Origin of the sequence: Pseudomonas sp. PDM30, assembly GCF_019218985.1 — a bacterium.
Classification (GTDB): Bacteria; Pseudomonadota; Gammaproteobacteria; order Pseudomonadales; family Pseudomonadaceae; genus Aquipseudomonas; species Aquipseudomonas jessenii.
Genome location: NZ_JAHUWM010000001.1, coordinates 591,096 through 609,737, shown reverse-complemented (window position 1 = coordinate 609,737; position 18,642 = coordinate 591,096). Strand labels below are relative to the sequence as shown.

Annotated in this window: 19 protein-coding genes; 2 read left to right on the top strand and 17 right to left on the bottom strand. The window is 60.6% G+C overall.

Annotated features, from left to right (window positions below; translation table 11 throughout):
* Positions 1–88: 88 nt before the first annotated feature.
* From acpP to KW840_RS02825, 6 genes are all read right to left on the bottom strand, one after another.
* Positions 89–325 (bottom strand): acyl carrier protein, encoded by a 237-nt coding sequence (acpP, locus tag KW840_RS02850; RefSeq protein ID WP_003175607.1) that lies wholly within the window; start codon positions 323–325, stop codon positions 89–91.
* Between the two features lie 196 nt (positions 326–521).
* Complete coding sequence (gene fabG / locus KW840_RS02845; protein WP_090457205.1) at positions 522–1,262, bottom strand: 3-oxoacyl-ACP reductase FabG; 741 nt, start codon at positions 1,260–1,262, stop codon at positions 522–524.
* Positions 1,263–1,278: 16 nt separating this feature from the next.
* A complete protein-coding gene (gene fabD / locus KW840_RS02840) occupies positions 1,279–2,217 on the bottom strand; it encodes an ACP S-malonyltransferase (RefSeq protein WP_008050436.1) in 939 nt (312 codons plus the stop codon).
* A 125-nt stretch (positions 2,218–2,342) separates the two neighbouring features.
* A complete protein-coding gene (plsX, locus tag KW840_RS02835) occupies positions 2,343–3,353 on the bottom strand; it encodes a phosphate acyltransferase PlsX (RefSeq protein WP_256353169.1) in 1,011 nt (336 codons plus the stop codon).
* Positions 3,354–3,357: 4 nt separating this feature from the next.
* Positions 3,358–3,540, bottom strand: a complete 183-nt coding sequence (gene rpmF / locus KW840_RS02830) for a 50S ribosomal protein L32 (protein WP_003179396.1) — start codon at positions 3,538–3,540, stop codon at positions 3,358–3,360.
* Between the two features lie 13 nt (positions 3,541–3,553).
* Positions 3,554–4,081, bottom strand: coding sequence for a YceD family protein (locus tag KW840_RS02825; RefSeq protein WP_007942001.1), 528 nt, complete (start codon positions 4,079–4,081; stop codon positions 3,554–3,556).
* 105 nt (positions 4,082–4,186) lie between these two features.
* Here KW840_RS02825 and KW840_RS02820 point away from each other — a divergent pair, with 105 nt between their 5' ends.
* Positions 4,187–4,765 carry a nucleoside triphosphate pyrophosphatase gene (locus KW840_RS02820; RefSeq protein WP_218494405.1) on the top strand — a complete coding sequence of 193 codons (579 nt, stop codon included), beginning with the start codon at positions 4,187–4,189 and terminating at the stop codon, positions 4,763–4,765.
* 54 nt (positions 4,766–4,819) lie between these two features.
* On the opposite strand, the gene KW840_RS02815 is transcribed toward KW840_RS02820, so the two are convergent.
* Genes KW840_RS02815 through rluC form a run of 3 tightly spaced genes read right to left on the bottom strand, consistent with a single transcriptional unit; the run spans position 4,820 to position 7,445 of the window.
* Positions 4,820–5,809, bottom strand: a complete 990-nt coding sequence (locus KW840_RS02815) for a S49 family peptidase (protein WP_150812203.1) — start codon at positions 5,807–5,809, stop codon at positions 4,820–4,822.
* A gap of 24 nt (positions 5,810–5,833) precedes the next feature.
* Positions 5,834–6,496 (bottom strand): HAD-IA family hydrolase, encoded by a 663-nt coding sequence (locus KW840_RS02810; protein ID WP_154909309.1) that lies wholly within the window; start codon positions 6,494–6,496, stop codon positions 5,834–5,836.
* Positions 6,483–7,445: a 23S rRNA pseudouridine(955/2504/2580) synthase RluC gene (gene rluC / locus KW840_RS02805; RefSeq protein WP_007977058.1), complete on the bottom strand. Its 963-nt coding sequence runs from the start codon at positions 7,443–7,445 to the stop codon at positions 6,483–6,485. Before rluC ends, KW840_RS02810 begins: the two co-directional genes overlap by 14 nt.
* A gap of 702 nt (positions 7,446–8,147) precedes the next feature.
* On the opposite strand from rluC, the gene rne reads away from it, so the two are divergent.
* Positions 8,148–11,411 (top strand): ribonuclease E, encoded by a 3,264-nt coding sequence (gene rne, locus KW840_RS02800; RefSeq protein ID WP_218494404.1) that lies wholly within the window; start codon positions 8,148–8,150, stop codon positions 11,409–11,411.
* 187 nt (positions 11,412–11,598) lie between these two features.
* On the opposite strand, the gene KW840_RS02795 is transcribed toward rne, so the two are convergent.
* From KW840_RS02795 to KW840_RS02760, 8 genes are all read right to left on the bottom strand, one after another.
* Entirely contained in the window at positions 11,599–12,195 is a 597-nt protein-coding gene (locus tag KW840_RS02795) for an NTP transferase domain-containing protein (protein WP_218494403.1), read from the bottom strand.
* Positions 12,192–13,175 (bottom strand): XdhC family protein, encoded by a 984-nt coding sequence (locus tag KW840_RS02790; RefSeq protein ID WP_218494402.1) that lies wholly within the window; start codon positions 13,173–13,175, stop codon positions 12,192–12,194. The genes KW840_RS02795 and KW840_RS02790 overlap by 4 nt, the downstream gene beginning before the upstream one ends.
* Positions 13,175–15,496 carry a xanthine dehydrogenase family protein molybdopterin-binding subunit gene (locus KW840_RS02785; RefSeq protein WP_218494401.1) on the bottom strand — a complete coding sequence of 774 codons (2,322 nt, stop codon included), beginning with the start codon at positions 15,494–15,496 and terminating at the stop codon, positions 13,175–13,177. The genes KW840_RS02790 and KW840_RS02785 overlap by 1 nt, the downstream gene beginning before the upstream one ends.
* Complete coding sequence (locus KW840_RS02780; protein ID WP_015096391.1) at positions 15,493–15,963, bottom strand: (2Fe-2S)-binding protein; 471 nt, start codon at positions 15,961–15,963, stop codon at positions 15,493–15,495. The genes KW840_RS02785 and KW840_RS02780 overlap by 4 nt, the downstream gene beginning before the upstream one ends.
* 241 nt (positions 15,964–16,204) lie before the next feature.
* Entirely contained in the window at positions 16,205–17,224 is a 1,020-nt protein-coding gene (gene murB / locus KW840_RS02775) for a UDP-N-acetylmuramate dehydrogenase (protein ID WP_218494400.1), read from the bottom strand.
* Positions 17,221–17,685 carry a low molecular weight protein-tyrosine-phosphatase gene (locus KW840_RS02770; protein ID WP_218494399.1) on the bottom strand — a complete coding sequence of 155 codons (465 nt, stop codon included), beginning with the start codon at positions 17,683–17,685 and terminating at the stop codon, positions 17,221–17,223. Before KW840_RS02770 ends, murB begins: the two co-directional genes overlap by 4 nt.
* Complete coding sequence (gene kdsB, locus KW840_RS02765) at positions 17,685–18,449, bottom strand: 3-deoxy-manno-octulosonate cytidylyltransferase (protein WP_218494398.1); 765 nt, start codon at positions 18,447–18,449, stop codon at positions 17,685–17,687. The genes KW840_RS02770 and kdsB overlap by 1 nt, the downstream gene beginning before the upstream one ends.
* Entirely contained in the window at positions 18,446–18,631 is a 186-nt protein-coding gene (locus tag KW840_RS02760) for a Trm112 family protein (protein ID WP_003179363.1), read from the bottom strand. Before KW840_RS02760 ends, kdsB begins: the two co-directional genes overlap by 4 nt.
* Positions 18,632–18,642: the final 11 nt, after the last annotated feature.

Genomic DNA, 18,642 nt, shown 5'->3' with positions numbered 1-18,642 from the left:
GACGACTTTGCATCAGGCCTAAAGAAAAAACCGCACGCCATGATGGCAGTGCGGTTTTTCCATGACAGCGAGCAACGATTACAAACTATTACGCCTGGTGGCTAGTAACGTAGTCGATTGCAGCTTGTACAGTAGTGATCTTCTCGGCTTCTTCGTCAGGGATTTCGGTCTCGAATTCCTCTTCCAGAGCCATCACCAGCTCAACGGTGTCAAGGGAGTCGGCACCCAGGTCTTCAACGAAGGAAGCAGTGTTGACCACTTCTTCTTCTTTAACGCCCAGTTGCTCAGCAACGATTTTCTTGACGCGCTCTTCGATGGTGCTCATACCTTGTTTTCACTCCTAATGGACAAATTCAGGCAGCTGGCCAGTGGGTAAGTGTATAGAAAGGCTTTTCAGCTTTTCAACTGAAAGCTTCACTCCTCGAACCCGGTGACCCTCTGCCTATAAATAGATTGCAGCTTTATAACGGATTTTAGACAGCTCGTATGACATTTTTTTGAAGCAATCCGTCACATTTGAATTACATGTACATCCCGCCGTTCACCGGGATTGTAGCTCCGGTAACGTAAGCCGCACCGTCCGACGCAAGAAAAGCGACCACGGACGCGATCTCTTGAGCCTGCCCCAGACGACCCAGCGGAATCTGCGACTGCAAGGCTTCACGCTGTGCCTCGGGCAGTTCACGGGTCATATCGGTATCGATGAACCCAGGAGCCACCGAGTTTACCGTAATCGAACGCGAACCGACTTCGCGCGCCAGAGCACGGCTGAAACCTTCCAGACCGGCCTTGGCGGCAGCGTAGTTTACTTGGCCTGCGTTGCCCATGGCACCCACAACCGAGCCAATACTGATAATTCGGCCCCAACGAGCTTTGGTCATGCCGCGCAAAACGCCCTTGGACAGGCGGAACAGACTGTTCAGATTGGTATCGACAACGTCGTGCCACTCGTCGTCTTTCATGCGCATCATCAGGTTATCGCGGGTGATACCGGCATTATTGACCAGAATCGCCGGCGCACCGAATTGCTCCTGAATGCTCGCCAGAACACTTGCCACGGACTCGTCGCTGGTGACATTGAGTTCCAGGCCAGTGCCCTGAATACCGTTTTCCTTCAAGGTCGCAGCAATGCGCTCAGCACCCGACGCGGAGGTCGCGGTACCAACAACGATGGCGCCCTGACGACCCAGTTCCAGGGCGATAGCCTGGCCGATGCCACGGCTTGCACCGGTGACCAGTGCAACTTTACCTTGCAGACTCATGCAAGCTTCTCCTGATTCAGGCCAACGCTGCACGGGCGGCAGCGAAAGCGTCTGGGGTATTGAGGTTGGATGTCGACACGCCTTCGGCGCAACGCTTGTTCAGACCGGCCAGTACTTTACCCGGGCCACACTCGACCAGGTTGGTCGCGCCCTTGGCGGCCAGTGCCTGGACCGATTCAACCCAGCGTACTGGCTTGTACAGTTGCTCGAGCAGATCGCGCTTGAGGGTTTCCAGATCGGCCGGCACCTGGGCACTGACGTTCTGCACTACGGGAATCTGCGGTGCCTGCCAGTCGATCGCCGCGATCGATTCGGCGAAACGCTCGGCAGCCGGGCGCATCAGCTCGCAGTGCGACGGCACGCTGACCGGCAACGGCATGGCGCGCTTGGCACCACGCGCCTTGCAGCCTTCGATGGCGCGCTCGACGGCAGCCTTGGCACCGGCGATGACCACCTGGCCCGGCGAGTTGAAATTGACCGCGCTGACCACTTCGCCTTGCGCCGCTTCGGCACAGGCTGCCAGTACGTCGGCATCGTCCAGACCCAGGATGGCGGCCATGCCGCCCTGCCCGGCCGGAACGGCTTCCTGCATCAGCTGGCCACGACGCTCGACGAGCTTCACCGCATCGCCCAGGCTCAGACTGCCTGCCGCGACCAGCGCGCTGTATTCACCCAGGCTGTGCCCGGCAACGTAAGCCGGGCGCGCACCACCTTCGGCCAGCCACAAACGCCACAGGGCGATAGAGGCGGTCAGAATGGCTGGCTGGGTTTTATCGGTTTGATTGAGTTGCTCTTCCGGCCCTTGCTGGGTCAGTGCCCACAGGTCGTAACCCAGTGCATCGGAAGCTTCTTTGAATGTTTCAAGGACAACCGGATGTTGCGCGCCCAGCTCGGCCAGCATGCCGAGGGACTGCGAACCCTGTCCTGGAAAGACGAATGCGAGGGAAGCAGACATGTAACAAGCCCCTAATGATCTTGTCGTCGGAGAGTTGGCGCCCCGCTTTGGGGACGCAAGAAACTGACAGTTGGATGGCCCATCGAACCAAGCGGTCACATTTAAGCATTGTCCGACGAAAACGCCTAAAGCAACAAATCCTCCAGACGACCGTGCAGGCGCTCGGGAAGATTCTCCTGAATCTCGATCAAGGCGCGCTGAATGGCACTCTGAAACCCCTGGACACCAGCAGAACCGTGGCTTTTCACCACGATGCCCTGCAAGCCGAGGAAGCTTGCGCCATTATGTCGCGCCGGCGCCAGATCAGCCTGCAGGCGTTTCATCAAAGGCAGCGCCAAGGCACCGACAGCGCGGGAAGCGAGACTCTTCTTGAACAAGGCTTCGATACGCGCAGCAATCATGGTCGCAAGACCTTCGCTGGACTTGAGCAGGATATTACCGACAAAGCCATCGCAGACCACCACGTCCGCCTCACCGCGATACAAGCCATCACCTTCGATGAAGCCGATGTAGTTGATACCACGGGCGCCTTGCAACAAAGTCGCGGCCAGCTTGACCTGTTGATTGCCCTTGATGTCTTCGGTGCCGATGTTCAGCAACGCCACCCGAGGACGCGCTATGCCCAGGGTCTCGGCCGCCACCGAGCCCATGACCGCAAACTGCAACAGATGCTCAGCACTGCAGTCGACGTTGGCGCCCAGGTCGAGCAACTGGCAATAGCCCTTTTGTGTCGGAATCGCCGCCACCATGGCCGGACGATCAATGCCGGGCAAGGTCTTGAGCACGAACCGCGACAACGCCATCAGCGCACCGGTATTACCGGCACTGACACAAGCCTGGACCTTGCCATCACGCAACAACTCAAGCGCCACGCGCATCGACGAGTCGGGTTTGCCGCGCAAGGCCTGGGCAGGCTTTTCGTCCATGGTGATGACTTCGGACGCTGGCATTATCGACAGGCGCGCGCGATCCACAGCCGGATGGCCAGCGATCAGTTCTTCAAGAAGGGAGGGTTGACCGACGAGGGTCAGGTGCAGCGAGGGTGTGGCAGACAGGCAAGCAAGGCTGGCCTGGACAATGCTGCGGGGACCGAAGTCCCCGCCCATTGCGTCAATCGCGATGACTTGAGCGGACAAGTGATTACTCGTCAGCGCCCTTGTCGATCACTTTACGGCCACGGTATACGCCTTCTGGCGATACGTGGTGACGCAGGTGAACTTCACCGGTGGTTTTTTCTACAGACAGGGTGCTAGCCTCGAGAGCGTCGTGCGAACGGCGCATGTCACGGGCAGAGCGGGATTTTTTGTTCTGCTGAACAGCCATAATTGATTAACTCCTAAACGTTTGGGTCACGCTTTAACTGCGCCAATACACTGAACGGGTTGGACCGCGTTACCTCGTCCTCGCTCGGTTCGGGCTCATCTGCTCCCGCCGGCTGCTGGCATTCTTCCGGATGATGAGCAGGCACAATGGGCAAGGCGAGCAGAAGCTCCTCCTCGATCAGTGACTGCAGATCCAAAGGATCTTCGCCCAGTTCCAGCACGTCATAACCTTTCGGCAACGACTGGGTATTCGCACCCTCCTTCACCACAGCGTAACTGCATTCGCTATGGATCGGCAGGGTGACCAGCTCAAGACAACGCTGGCAAACCATTTTGACTTCAGTGTCGATAAAGCTGTGGATGACCACAGATTTACGTTCATCTCGTTCAAAAACGAATTTAGCCTGCACCGTACCGACATTGTCGGAAAGCGGGTCGCAGAGTCTCTCCAAATCGGCCAGCAGCATTTCACCTTGAAGGGTGGTGCCACGATCAGCCAATTTGCGCGGGTCAACGTGAGGTGGAATCGGGTCATTCAACATAGGCGCAGCATTATAGGGATGCACCCGCCCATGTCAAAGGAAATTCAGCCCTGTCCGTCACTTGGAAGCCTCGCTAGAATTCGCACACGCCTTATGGAGTTGTGCATGCTGCCTTTAATACTCGCTTCCAGCTCGGCCTATCGCCGGGAATTGCTGACCCGCCTGCAGCTGCCTTTCACTTGCAGCTCGCCGGATATCGACGAAAGCCATCGGCCGGCTGAGTCCGCCATCGAGCTGGTCAAGCGCCTCGCCGAAGAGAAAGCGCGCGCCCTGGCCGACAGCCATACCGCTCATCTGATAATCGGCTCCGACCAGGTCGCCGTACTGGGAGAGCGGATTATCGGCAAACCCCACACATTCGAAAAAGCCCGGGAACAACTGCTGGCCGCCAGCGGTGCCAGCGTGACGTTCCTCACCGGCCTGGCCCTGCTCAACAGCCAGACCGGGCACTGCCAGGTCGATTGCGTGCCGTTCACCGTACACATGCGCACACTCGACGCACCTCGCATCGAACGCTACCTGCGCGCCGAACAACCCTACGACTGCGCAGGCAGCTTCAAGGCCGAAGGCCTGGGGGTCAGCCTGTTTCGCAGCACCGAGGGACCTGACGCCACCAGCCTGATCGGCCTGCCGCTGATTCGCCTGATCGACATGCTGCTGACTGAAGGCGTACAGGTTCCCTGAATCCCGATACTAAAAAACCGGCCACGCAGGCCGGTTTTTCATGTCACATCAGAATCAGCGCAGCGACGGACCGTTAAAACCCATCCACATCGCCAAATGCTCAGCCACGCTGGCGCCGAGCTTTTTCGAAAAGCGATCGAATGGCGATTCCTGAACGGTGAAGTCCACCAGTTCTTTCTCACCGATCACATCCCGCGCAACCGAACTGGCATTACCCAGCCCATCGATCAATCCCAATGGCAGTGCCTGCTCGCCGGACCAGACCAGGCCAGAGAACAACTCCGGATGCTCCTTGTCTTTCAAGCGGTCGCCACGACCCTGCTTGACGCTATTGATGAACTGCTTGTGGGTCGTATCGAGCACGCCCTGCCAGAAGGCGGTTTCTTCCGGCTTCTGTGGCTGGAACGGATCGAGGAACGACTTGTGCTCGCCAGACGTGTAGGTACGACGTTCGACACCCAGCTTCTCCATGGTGCCAACAAAGCCATAACCGGCTGCCGTCACACCGATGGAGCCGACCAGGCTCGCCTTGTCGGCGTAGATCTGATCCGCCGCACTGGCGATGTAGTAAGCGCCGGAAGCCCCCAGATCGGAAATGACCGCATAGAGCTTGATGTCCGGGTGCAGACCGCGCAGACGCTTGATCTCGTCATAGACATAACCCGACTGCACCGGACTGCCGCCCGGGCTGTTGATGCGCAGGATGACGCCCTTGACCTTCTTGTCCTCGAAAGCAGCACGCAAGCTGCCAACGATATTGTCTGCACTGGCCGACTCCTTGTCGGCAATCATGCCTCTCACATCGATCAACGCCGTGTAATTGGCACTAAGGGTGCCGGCCTTTTCCATATCCATCAGAGGCGAAAACAGGGCAATGGCGCCGAACAGATACACAAAAATCAGAAACTTGAAGAATATCCCCCAGCGACGGGACCGGCGCTGCTCCTGTATGCCGGCCAGCAGGGTCTTTTCCAGCAGTTTCCAGCTTTTGTCGTCACCGCTCTCTGCGCTTGCCTTGGCGGGCGCCTTCCATTCGTCGGTCATGCCATCCACCCCAAAAACAACCGGTTAAGCCCGCTGATTCAGCCAGGCATGCAATTCTGAAAAACGGTCGATGGCCAGTCGCGGCTCATACAACCTCAACGCATCGATCGATTGAGCGCCATAACTGACGGCCACCGAACCCATGCCGGCGTTGCGCGCCATCTGCAAATCAAAGGACGAATCACCCACCATCAACGCCTGTTCCGGGCGGACCTCGCAATGGGCGAGAATCTGTTCGAGCATCAGCGGGTGGGGCTTGCTGGCGGTTTCGTCGGCGGCGCGAGTGATATCGAAGTAATTCTCCCAGCCATGGGACTTCAACACCCGATCCAGCCCGCGACGGGCCTTGCCGGTCGCCACAGCCAGATGATAGCCCTCGGCACGAAATGCCTCGAGCGACTCGACCACACCCTCGAACAGCGGCGAAGGCACAGCCTCCGACGCGATGTAATGCTCAGCATAGTGCTCGCGGAACGCGATCAGCTCGGCGTCGCCGATTTCGGGGTACAGGGTGCGGATCGCTTCCGGCAAGCCCAGGCCGATGATGCCCTTGACGGCCAGATCATCGCGCAGCTCAAAACCGGAACGCTGCGAGGCAACGTGCATCGCCTCGACAATCCGACCAATGGAATCGGCCAGAGTGCCGTCCCAATCAAAGATCAACAGCTTGTAGTCAGATGGGCGCACTCAATCGCTCCACGGTTTTGGCCCACATCTCGTCGACCGGCGCTTGCAGCTTCAGCTCACCACCATCGGGGAGCGGCACCGTCAGCATGTAGGCGTGCAGGAACAGGCGCTTGCCGCCCAGATCGCGGATTTCCTTGCTGAAACCTTCGTCGCCATACTTGGTGTCGCCAGCGATGCAATGCCCGGCGTGCAAGGTATGGACGCGGATCTGGTGAGTCCGGCCGGTAATCGGCTTGGCTTCGATCAGGGTGGCAAAGTCGCCGAAGCGGCGCAGGACCTTGAACACGGTCACGGACTCCTTCCCCTCCTCCTCGTCGACCTCGACCATGCGCTCGCCGGAGCGCAGATTGCTCTTGCCCAGCGACGCACGGACTTGCTTGATCGAGCTCGCCCAGTTACCGCGGACCAGCGCCATGTAGCGCTTGTCGACGCCATCACCGCGCAATGCGGTGTGCAAGTGGCGCAACATGCTGCGCTTCTTGGCGATCATCAACAGGCCGGACGTATCACGGTCGAGACGGTGAACCAGTTCGAGCTCTTTGCAATCGGGGCGCAACTGACGAAAGGCTTCGATTACCCCGAAAGTCAGGCCGCTACCACCATGAACAGCAATGCCCGCGGGCTTGTTGATCACGATCAGCGCCTTGTCTTCGAAGACAATCGAGGCCTCTAGCCGCTGCAACAGGCCTTGTGCCAGCGGCACCGGTTCGTCGCGCTCAGGCACGCGAACCGGCGGCACGCGCACGATATCGCCCGCCTGCAGCTTGTACTCGGGCTTGATCCGACCTTTGTTCACGCGCACTTCGCCCTTGCGCAAAATGCGATAAATCAAGGTCTTGGGCACGCCTTTGAGTCGGGCGAGAAGGAAATTATCAATGCGTTGGCCGGCATATTCCGGCGAGACCTCAAGCAGTTGTACGCCTGGAGTCGGGGGGGTAGTCGTCGTCATGGCGCGGATGATAACAATTTTTTATGGAATTGAAGCACTTAATCATTGCTGCTATAGTCGCGAACGCCGCCAAAAGCGGCCTGGACAGCGGACCAACGGTCAAAAACCGGCCCTGACCAACGCAATTCACCAGGACGCGAGGCCGTCCTACGGGGCTTTCGCTACGTAACGGTGGAGTTTGCAGGTGTAACGAGCGCAGGTGACATGAGGCCTGAATCACGCCACAAAGCAGAGTTTTCCACTCGTTTTGCGAGCCATATTCACGGCCAGTTCACAAAGTGCAGTCAGCTGCGAATGACCCCGAGCGAAGGCATCGGAAACAACGCCTAAATTAGCCATGATGCGTGACCTCCCCTTTCGGAGCTCACGGTAAATGCCAACCCGCTGCGGATTCTGCGCGCGGCAGCACCCGAATTATCAGGGATACGTGTAGGGTGGAGATGCACAACCGCCGGACTGTGTAGCAACAGGCTTTCTCAAGACGCTTCATCTCGTCCACAGCCGCTGGTTGATTCCTCCTCCTGACTGAGTGCTTAAGTAGCCACAGCAAGCAGGACGCGTACGTCGCGATGAAGGCCCACATTGGCCGGACTTCGCTGGACACGGGAAATGGCCAACCACTCCCGACGCACCTGACACCGACCGTGAGAAGTCGTGTGTGCCGAACGCCGTTTCCGGCAGCCCGGAAACCGACGGTACTACATGAAAAGAATGCTGATTAACGCAACTCAACCCGAAGAGTTGCGTGTTGCACTGGTAGATGGCCAGCGCCTCTACGACCTGGACATCGAATCCGGTGCACGCGAGCAGAAGAAGGCCAACATCTATAAAGGCCGGATTACTCGCATCGAACCAAGCCTCGAGGCTGCCTTTGTCGATTTCGGCTCTGAGCGCCACGGCTTCCTGCCCCTCAAAGAAATCTCCCGCGAATACTTCAAGAAAGCCCCGGAAGGTCGCGTCAACATCAAGGACGTCCTGAGCGAAGGCCAGGAAGTCATCGTTCAGGTCGAAAAAGAAGAACGTGGCAACAAGGGCGCCGCCCTGACCACCTTCATCAGCCTGGCCGGTCGTTACCTGGTGCTGATGCCGAACAACCCGCGTGCCGGCGGTATCTCCCGTCGCATCGAAGGCGAAGAGCGCAACGAACTGCGTGAAGCCCTGAACGGTCTGGTTGCCCCGGCCGACATGGGCCTGATCGTGCGCACTGCAGGCCTTGGCCGCAGCAGCGAAGAAATGCAGTGGGACCTCGACTACCTGCTGCAACTGTGGACCGCCATCAAGGAAGCTTCGCTGGACCGCGCCGCGCCATTCCTGATCTACCAGGAAAGTAACGTGATCATCCGCGCGATCCGCGATTACCTGCGCCAGGACATCGGCGAAGTGCTGATCGACAGCGTTGAAGCCCAGGACGAAGCCCTGACCTTCATCCGCCAGGTAATGCCGCAGTACGCCAGCAAGATCAAGCTGTACGAAGACAGCGTTCCGCTGTTCAACCGTTTCCAGATCGAAAGCCAGATCGAAACCGCTTTCCAGCGCGTTGTCGAACTGCCTTCCGGCGGTTCCATCGTGATCGATCCGACCGAAGCCCTGGTGTCCATCGACATCAACTCGGCGCGCGCCACCAAAGGCAGCGACATCGAAGAAACCGCGCTGCAAACCAACCTTGAAGCGGCCGAGGAAATCGCCCGTCAGTTGCGCCTGCGCGACATCGGCGGCCTGATCGTCATCGACTTCATCGACATGACCCCTGCCAAGAACCAGCGCGCAGTGGAAGAAAAAGTCCGCGAATGCCTGGAAGCCGACCGCGCTCGCGTGCAAGTCGGTCGCATTTCGCGCTTCGGCCTGCTGGAAATGTCCCGTCAGCGCCTGCGTCCATCCCTGGGTGAAAGCAGCGGCATCGTCTGCCCGCGTTGCAACGGCACCGGCATCATCCGTGACGTTGAATCGCTGTCCCTGGCGATCCTGCGCCTGATCGAAGAAGAAGCCCTGAAAGACCGTACCGCCGAAGTTCGTGCACAAGTGCCGATCCCGGTGGCGGCGTTCCTGCTCAACGAAAAACGCAACTCGATCACCAAGATCGAACTGCGCACCCGTGCCCGCATCGTCATCCTGCCGAACGATCACCTCGAAACGCCGCACTTTGAAGTACAGCGCCTGCGTGACGACAGCCCGGAAGCCGCGACCAACCAGTCCAGCTACGAAATCGCCGCTGCCGCTGCCGAAGTCGAAGAAGTCCAGCCAGCCGCTGCGACCCGCACCCTGGTTCGCCAGGAAGCTGCGGTCAAAACGGCCCCAGCCCGTGCCAACGCTCCTGTGCCAACAGAGGTGGCCGCTCCAGCCCCTGCCCCGGCCGCCGTACCGGAGCCAAGCCTGTTCAAAGGCCTGGTGAAGTCGCTGGTGAGCCTGTTCGCCACCAAGGAAGAGCCTGCCGCACCGGTTGTGGTTGAAAAACCTGCCGCCGAGCGTCCGGCCCGCAACGAAGAGCGTCGCAACGGTCGCCAGCAGAGCCGCAACCGTAACGGTCGCCGCGATGAAGAGCGCAAGCCTCGCGAAGAGCGTGCACCGCGTGAAGAACGCGCACCACGTGAGCCGCGTGAAGAGCGTCAGCCACGGGAAGTGCGTGAACCTCGCGAAACCCGCGAAGAAACGCCAGCGGTAGCCCGCGAAGAACGCGCACCACGCGCGCCTCGTGAAGAACGTGCACCGCGCGCTCCGCGTGAAGATCGCAAGCCACGTGGCGAGCGTGAAGAACGCGTTCGTGAACTGCGCGAGCCTCTGGATGCCACTCCGGCTGCTCCGACCGCCGCTGCTACCGCTACGGCTGCTACCGCTGAAGAACGCCCAGCTCGTCAGCCACGTGAAGAACGCGCGCCACGTCCACCGCGTGAAGAACGTCAGCCACGTGCCGAACAAGCTGCCGCAGCCGCAACTGAAGAAGAACTGACCACCAACGAAGAGCAACTGTCGGAAGACGGTCAGGAAAGCGCCGAAGGCGACCGTCCACGCCGCCGCTCCCGTGGTCAGCGTCGTCGCAGCAACCGTCGCGAGCGTCAGCGTGACGCCAACGGCAACGTGATCGAAGGTTCGGAAGAGTCCGAGTCCGGCGAAAACGCTGAAGCGCCAAGCACTGCCGATCTGGCCGCCGGCCTGGCTGTCACCGCAGCTGTTGCCAGCAGCGTGATCAGCGCTCCAGCAGAAGCTGAAGCCAATGTGCAAGCCGAACGCGCCACTGCCGCGGCCCTGGAAGCAGCTCCGGTTGAAGCGCCAGTCGTTGAAGCAACCACACCGGTCGAAGTCACCGCCTCGCCGGAAATCGAAGTGGCGCCAGCGCCAGAAGCTCAGCCTGCTGTTGAAGCGGCTGCCGAGCCAGCGCCAGTGGTAGAAGCACCTGCCCAGGCTGCGGAAGCTGTTGTTGAAACCGTGGCTGACACCGTGCGTGAAGTTCGCGAAGAGCAAACCGCATTCAACTGGGTTGCCGAGCCAGCCGTCGCTGAAACCGCTGCACCAGCCGCTGAAACCCAAGTGGCAGAAGCCATGGTTTCCGAGCCGGTGGTTGCCGCAGCAGAACCGGCCCCGGCGCCGGTGGTTGAAGCGCCAGCCGTTGAAGCACCGGTCGTTGCCCAGGCACCTGCACCAGTGGTCGAAGCCGCTCCTGCCAGCGCCCTGACGCCAAGTGGCCGTGCGCCTAACGACCCGCGTGAAGTGCGTCGTCGCAAGCGTGAAGCCGAGCGTCTGCAGAAGGAAGCTGAACTGGCTGCCGCTGCGGCTCCAGCTGAAGCGGTTGTCGCCGCCGAGCCTGCACCGGTTGCTGCTGAAGTGGTTGAGGCAGCTCCTGCCCCGGCTGCCGAAGTGGCTGCCGAGCCGGTTGAGTCGGTGATCCACGAAGCACCGCGCTCCGTTCAGGAAGCGGTAGAGCAACACGAGCAGGCCCAGGAAAAAGAGCACGAGCCTAAACCTCTCGTCTGATTCCATCGGCCACTAAAAAGCCCCGCCTGGTGATCCCAGGCGGGGCTTTTTTTACATCTGTGAAATCACACCATTCCCCTGTGGGAGCAGCCGGTCGACGCTCGATTGCTCGCGATGGCGGAATGACATTCAACATTGGTGCTAGCTGATCCACCGCTATCGCGAGCAAGCTCGCTCCCACAAGGATCTATGCTGGCCTGAAGGTTAGTGCTTCAGGCACATCCACATCCCACACCACACCAGGATCATCCACGCTCACTTCAACCACCCGGCCTTGGGCGAACAGCGGCTTGGCGCCGCGATCACCCGATAACGCCATCAACCCCGCCGCGAAGTCCCGTCCGAAACCGACCGGATGCCCGTACCCGCCGTCCTGCACGGGCACGCTGATACTGTCATCGCCAATCCCCGCCACCACTTGCTCGATACTCGATGGCAGGATGAACGGCATATCCCCCAGCACCATCAGCCAGCCATCGAGTTGCTTGCAGGCAGCGACTCCCGCGGCAATGCTGTCGCCCATTCCCGTCGATTCGATCAGCACAATCTCGCAGCCATAGGCCTGAGCCATGCGAATCACTTGCGGGCGGTCAGCAGTGGTCACCAGTACGCGCTTGTCCAGCGTCGCCGGCAGGTTGACCAATGTGTGCTCGATGACGGACCGCACCACGCCGTCACGCCCGATGCAATCGGCCACCAATTTATCCTTTTCGGCACCCGCCACCTGACGAAACCGGCTGCCCTGCCCCGCTGCCAACACGATAACGCCGATGGATTTGCTCATACGCTCTCCCGCAGGACTTTCTTCTGCTTCAGTTCGATGCCGTTTTTGACCGCCACGATTTCCGCCATGAGCGACAAGGCAATTTCCGCTGGATTATGACTGCCGATGTGCAAACCGATCGGACCATGCAAGCGGTCAATCGCCGATTGCGACAAACCCAGTTGAGCCAGGTTTTCCCGGCGCTTCTGGCTGTTGACCCGCGACCCCAGCGCTCCGACGTAAAAAGCCCTGGAATCCAGGGCCGTGAGCAGCGCCATGTCATCCAGACGCGGATCATGGGTCAAGGCCACGATAGCCGTGCGTTCATCGGTCTGGATATTCAATACCGCCTCATCCGGCATGCCCGAAACGAATCGTCCGTGCTGCTGCTCCCAGCCGTAGACGAACTCGCTACGCGGGTCGCAAATCAGCACCTCGAAATCCAGCAGCCGGGCCATTTCCGCCACATAGCGCGACAGCTGCCCCGCGCCGATCAGCAGCAAGCGCCAGCGCGGGCCATGGATCACCCGCAGGGTCTGCCCGTCGAACGTCAACACGTCATCTTTACTGGCCGGCTGCAAAAGTACTTCGCCGGTGGTCAGGTTCAGTTCACGCGCAACGATTTCATGGGCCTCGCAACGGGCGAGCAACTGCTCGACCCAATCCCCATCGTCGATACGCTCCTCGGTCAAGCGCAAGGTGCCACCGCAGGGCAAGCCGAAACGTGCGGCTTCCTCGCGGGTCACGCCGTAGGTGATCAATTGCACCGGCGGCCCGTCAAGTGCGAGGCGTCCGTCGTGCAGCCGGGCAATCAAGTCATCTTCGACACACCCGCCCGAGACCGAACCAATCACCATGCCGTCTTCGCGCAAAGCCAGCATGGCGCCGGGTGCCCGGGGCGCAGTGCCCCAGGTTTCGACCACGCTGTACAACACCACCCGCTGACCGGCGCGATGCCATTGCAACACGCTGCGCAGGACGTTCAGATCGGCACTGTCCATCAGGCGCCAGCCTTCTGCCATCCCGACAGCTGATAACGAACCGGCAGATTGCGGATGCGTTTGCCGGTGGCGGCGAAGATCGCGTTGCACAGTGCCGGCGCAATCGGTGGCACGCCCGGTTCACCCACACCACCCAACGGAACATTGCCCGGCGGCGTCACCAGATGCACCGCCACTTCTTTCGGCGCCAGGGACATGCGCGCCACTTCGTACATATGGAAGTTATCCTGCTGGACCTTGCCGTCCTTGAAGCTGATTTCCCCCAGCACCGCATTACCCAGGCCCATGACACAGGCGCCTTCGAATTGCGCGCGAATCCGCTCGGGGTTGATCTGCGGCCCGCAATCGACGGCGATGTCAGCCTTGTGCACCACCAGCGTACCGTCGTCCTTGACCTCCACCTCGATCACCGCCGCCACATAGGTCACGAAGCTGTAATGCACTGCCAGGCCCAGGCCGCGTCCCTTGGGCAACTCACGCCCCCAACCGGCGGCTTTGGCGGCGGTCTCCAGTACCGTGCGCAGGCGCGCGGTGTCGATCGGATAACGCTCGGGGGATTCGCCGTAGTTCCACTCTTCACTCAAGGTACGCGGATCGATCTGACGGTCCGGGCCGAGCAATCTGATCTGGTACTTCAGCGGATCCTGCCCGGCCTTGTGCGCCAGTTCATCGATAAAACTCTGGATCGCGAAACCATGGGGAATGTTCGACACCGAGCGATACCAACCTACCCGGGTATGCACCGTTGCCTCGGGGTTTTCCAGGCGAATGTTGGGGATCGCATACGCCATGTTGGTGAACCCCATGCCCAGTTCGAACGCCGCCTCATGGTTCATGCCTGACGCAAACAACGCGGTGATGCTCGGCGCCACCGTACGGTGCAACCAGCCGGATGGCAGGCCATCCTTGTTCAGGCTGGCCTTGAGGTATTCGGCCGACACGGTGTGAAAATAGGAACAGTGGATGTCGTCTTCGCGGGTCCATTGCACCCGCACCGCTTTACCGGGGAATTCCTTGGCGAGGATGGCGGCCTCGATGATGAAGTCAGGCTTGGACTTGCGCCCGAACCCGCCCCCGAGCAGGGTCACGTTGAACGTGACCTTGTCGAACGGCAGGCCCAGGCGCTCACCGATCCGTTCCCGGGTGACCTGCGGCGCCTGGCTTGGCCCCCAGGCTTGGCACGCACCGTCCTTGAACCGCGCAATGGCGACCATCGGTTCCATCGGCGACTGTGACAAATGCGGCAAGTAGTAGGAGGCTTCCAGCGTGCTATCGGCGCTGGCCATGGCCTCATCGAGGTTGCCGGTATTGCGCACCACCTTGCCGGGCTTGAGCGAGGCTGCTTCGAGTTCCTTGCGATAGGCAATCGAGTCGTAGCTGGCGTTGGGGCCGTCGTCCCATTCGATTTTCAGTGCCTCGCGGCCCTTGATCGCCGCCCAGGTATTGCTCGCCACCACGGCGATGCCGCCCAGGGGTTGGAACTCCGAAGGCAACGGGCGGCTTTCGATCTGTACCACTTTGACCACGCCTGGGACTTTCATCGCCGCACTGCCATCGAAGCTTTTGACCTTGCCGCCATACACCGTGGGTCGCGCGATGGTCGCGTACAGCATGCCGTCGAAATGCACGTCGGCGCCGTACACCGCACGACCATTGACGATGTCCTCACCGTCGATGGCCTTGGTGCCTTCCTTACCGATATATCGAAATTCCGAAGGTTGCTTGAGTCTCAGGCTTTCTCGCGCAGGCACGGCCAAAGCGCCAGCGGCGGCGGCCAGCGCGCCATAGCCCAGTTCGCGGCCCGACGGTTTATGAATGACTTTATGAAGTTGCGCCTGGCACTCGCCGACTGACACTTTCCACTGGTCAGCCGCGGCTTGTTCCAGCATGGCCCGTGCGGCGGCGCCGCAACGACGCATCGGCTCGTACCAGTGACGCATGCTGCGCGAGCCGTCGGTGTCCTGGTTGCCGAAGCGCGCTTCATCGCCGGGGGCCTGCTGTACCTTGACCATCGCCCAGTCGGCTTCCAGTTCATCGGCCACCACCATGGTCAAGCTGGTGCGCACGCCCTGGCCCATCTCCGAGCGGTTGCAGATAACGGTCACCGTGCCATCGGCGGCGATGCTCACATAGACTTTCGGATCGTCGACCCAGCCGTGGGGCATGCCGTCGGCGCCGAACTTCTTCTCTTTCTCTTCGGCAAACGCGTCTTGCCAGCCCCAACTCGCGGCGACCACCAGCGCACCGGTCGCCCCCACGCCCTTGAGAAAACCACGGCGACTGAGGTTGCTCAGGGTGAAATCATTCGGTAACCGGCTCATGCCTTGGCCTCCTTCAGGTGAGTGGAAGCCTGACGGATCGCGGTCTTGATACGGTTATAGGTGCCGCAGCGGCAGATGTTGCCGACCATGGCTTCTTCGATCTGCTCGTCGCTCGGGTTCGGATGGGTCTTGAGCAGTGCCGTCGCCGACATGATTTGCCCGCCCTGGCAGAAGCCGCATTGAGCCACTGCCGTGTCGAGCCAGGCTTGCTGCACGACTTTGCCGATCGGATCGGCGTGCAGGTTGTCGATGGTGCTGACATTCTGCCCGACGACTGAACCGATGGGCGTAATGCAACTGCGTGCCGGAGCCCCTTCGATATGAATGGTACAGGCGCCGCACAGGCCCATGCCGCAGCCGAATTTGGTGCCGTTGTAACCGGCCACGTCGCGGATCGCCCAGAGCAGCGGCATGTCCTCGGTGACGTCGAGTTGATGGTCTTGACCATTGAGTTTCAGGGTAATCATGGGCACGCCCGCATAGGTCTTGAGTTATGGGGTCGAGCAATCTGCCGCTGGATCTCGGTGGGTCGCACGCAGATCGACTCAGGCTAATGGGCTCTCTTATGCTGACGCAAATGGTCTGCACCGGGCCTTTGGTGGAGCAAGAGTGTGCATCGTTAGCTGACTAAGTTAACCGAGCATTAACAAAAAAGCCCTGCACAATAAACATTGTGCAGGGCTTTTTGATCCGTCCTGAAAGCTTAGCTCAATACCGGTTCGGCTCCATTTCCAGATCGACATGGAAACGCTCGAAAATGTCTTTCTGGATGCGCTGCGCCAGGTTCAGCAGTTGCAGGCCCGTCGCGCCTCCATAGTTGACCAGCACCAGCGCCTGCAATTTATGCACGCCAGCATCAGCTTCACGGAAGCCTTTCCACCCTGCCCGCTCGATCAGCCAACCGGCGGCCAGTTTCATCTGCCCGTCGGGTTGCGCATAGGCCACCAGGTCCGGGTATTCGCCCTTGAGCCGTGCAGCCAGCGCCGACGACACCAAAGGGTTCTTGAAAAAGCTGCCGGCATTGCCGAGTACGGCCGGGTCCGGGAGTTTTTCGTTGCGGATGCTGCAAATGGCCTGGCTGACATCGCTGGCGGTCGGATGCTCGATGCCTTGTTCGGTCAGGCGCTGGCGCACCGGGCCGTACTCCAGGTGCAGATGCGCGGCGCGGTCGAGGGCGAAACGCACACGCAGGATCAACCAACGCCCCGGCTCCTGCTTGAACAGGCTGTCGCGGTAGGCGAAGTTGCACTCTTGCAGGGTAAAGTCGCGCAGTTCGCCGGTCTGGCGATCGAGGGCGGTCAGGCCGGCGAACACGTCCTTGATCTCGACGCCATAAGCGCCGATGTTCTGCATCGGTGCCGCACCGACAGTGCCGGGAATCAGGCTGAGATTTTCCAGGCCGGACAGCCCCAGGGACAGTGTGTGTTGCACAAATGGATGCCAGGGCTCGCCTGCCTCGGCCTCGATCACCACTTTGCCGCCCTCATCGCTCAGCACGCGAATCCCGCGCGTGGCCATGCGCAGAACCAGTGATTCGATATCTGCCGTCAGCAACAGGTTGCTGCCGCCGCCGATCACCAGCACCGGGACCTTGTGCTCCAGCCCGTAGGCCAGAGCTTCGCGCACATCGGCGTCGCTATGGGCCTGGGCAAACAGCCGGGCCTGGACATCCACGCCAAAGCTGTTGAACGGCTTGAGCGAAACCTGTGATTGAACCTGCAAACTCATAACCGTCCCTTCAATTCGATCACCAGCAAATCACTGGCGTGCTCGATCAGGTCCAGCACCTGCTCGAAGCCTTGTTCGCCGTCGTAGTACGGGTCCGGCACTTCATCGACTGGCGACTGGTAGCGACGCAGGAACAGGTCCAATTCGGCCTTGCCCTTGGCCGGCTGCAAGGCCTTGAGGTTGCGCAGGTTGCTGTTGTCCATCGCCAGGATCAGGTCGTAGGTGGCGAAATCGGCACGACTGACTTGCCGGGCGCGCTGGGCGGACAAGTCATAACCGCGCAGCTTCGCCGCGGCCTGACTGCGCTTGTCCGGCACCTTGCCGACATGCCAGTCACCGGTGCCGGCGGAAGCGACTTCGACCTGGTCGGCCAGCCCCGCTTGACGCAACTTATGCCGCAGCACGCCTTCGGCCGTGGGCGAGCGACAGATGTTGCCCAGGCAGACAAACAGAACCCGCATCACGCCTCCAGCAGGCGACGAACGCGCTCAAGGTCTTCAACGGTGTCGACACCGGGTGGCGGCGCGATCAGTGCATCGGCGACGTGAATTCGTACGCCGTGCCACAGCGCACGCAGCTGTTCCAGACACTCAGTGTTTTCCAGCCAGCATGGACCCCAGTTGACGAAATCCTGCAGGAATCCGGCGCGATAGGCATAAATGCCGATATGGCGGCGGTACGGCACACCTTCGGGCAACTGCTCACGGTTCACGGCGAAGGCATCCCGCGCCCAGGGCAAGGTAGAACGGCTGAACGTCAGCGCCAGGCCATTGAGGTCGCTGACGACCTTGACCACATTGGGATTGAACAGGGTGTCCACGTCTTCGATCGGCTCGGCGAGCGTGGCCATGCGCGCTTCGGCATGGGCTGCCAGGTTGGCGGCCACCTGATCGATCACGTTCGGCGGGATCAGCGGCTCGTCGCCCTGGACGTTGACCACGATAGCGTCGGGCGCCAGGCCCAGCTTCATCGAGACTTCGGCCAGGCGATCGGTGCCGGAGTTGTGATCCTCACGGGTCAACACCACTTCGGCGCCAAAGCCATTGCAGGCCTCGACGATGCGCGCGTCGTCGGTGGCCACCACCACCCGCTCGGCGCTGCTTTTGCTCGCCTGTTCCCAGACGTGCTGGATCATCGGCTTGCCGGCGATCAGCAGCAGCGGTTTGCCGGGCAGGCGTGTGGAGGCGTAACGCGATGGAATGACGACGGTAAAGGCTGTGGTCATTTATCCAGGCGCTCGTCGGTGGTCAGGGTGCGCGCTTCGGATTCGAGCATCACCGGGATGCCGTCGCGAATCGGGTAGGCCAGGCCTGCGCCCTTGCTGATCAGCTCGGTCTTGTCGGCGCTGAGCTTGAGCGGGCCTTTGCAGACCGGGCAAGCGAGGATATCGAGCAATTTGGTGTCCATGAGCATTCCCT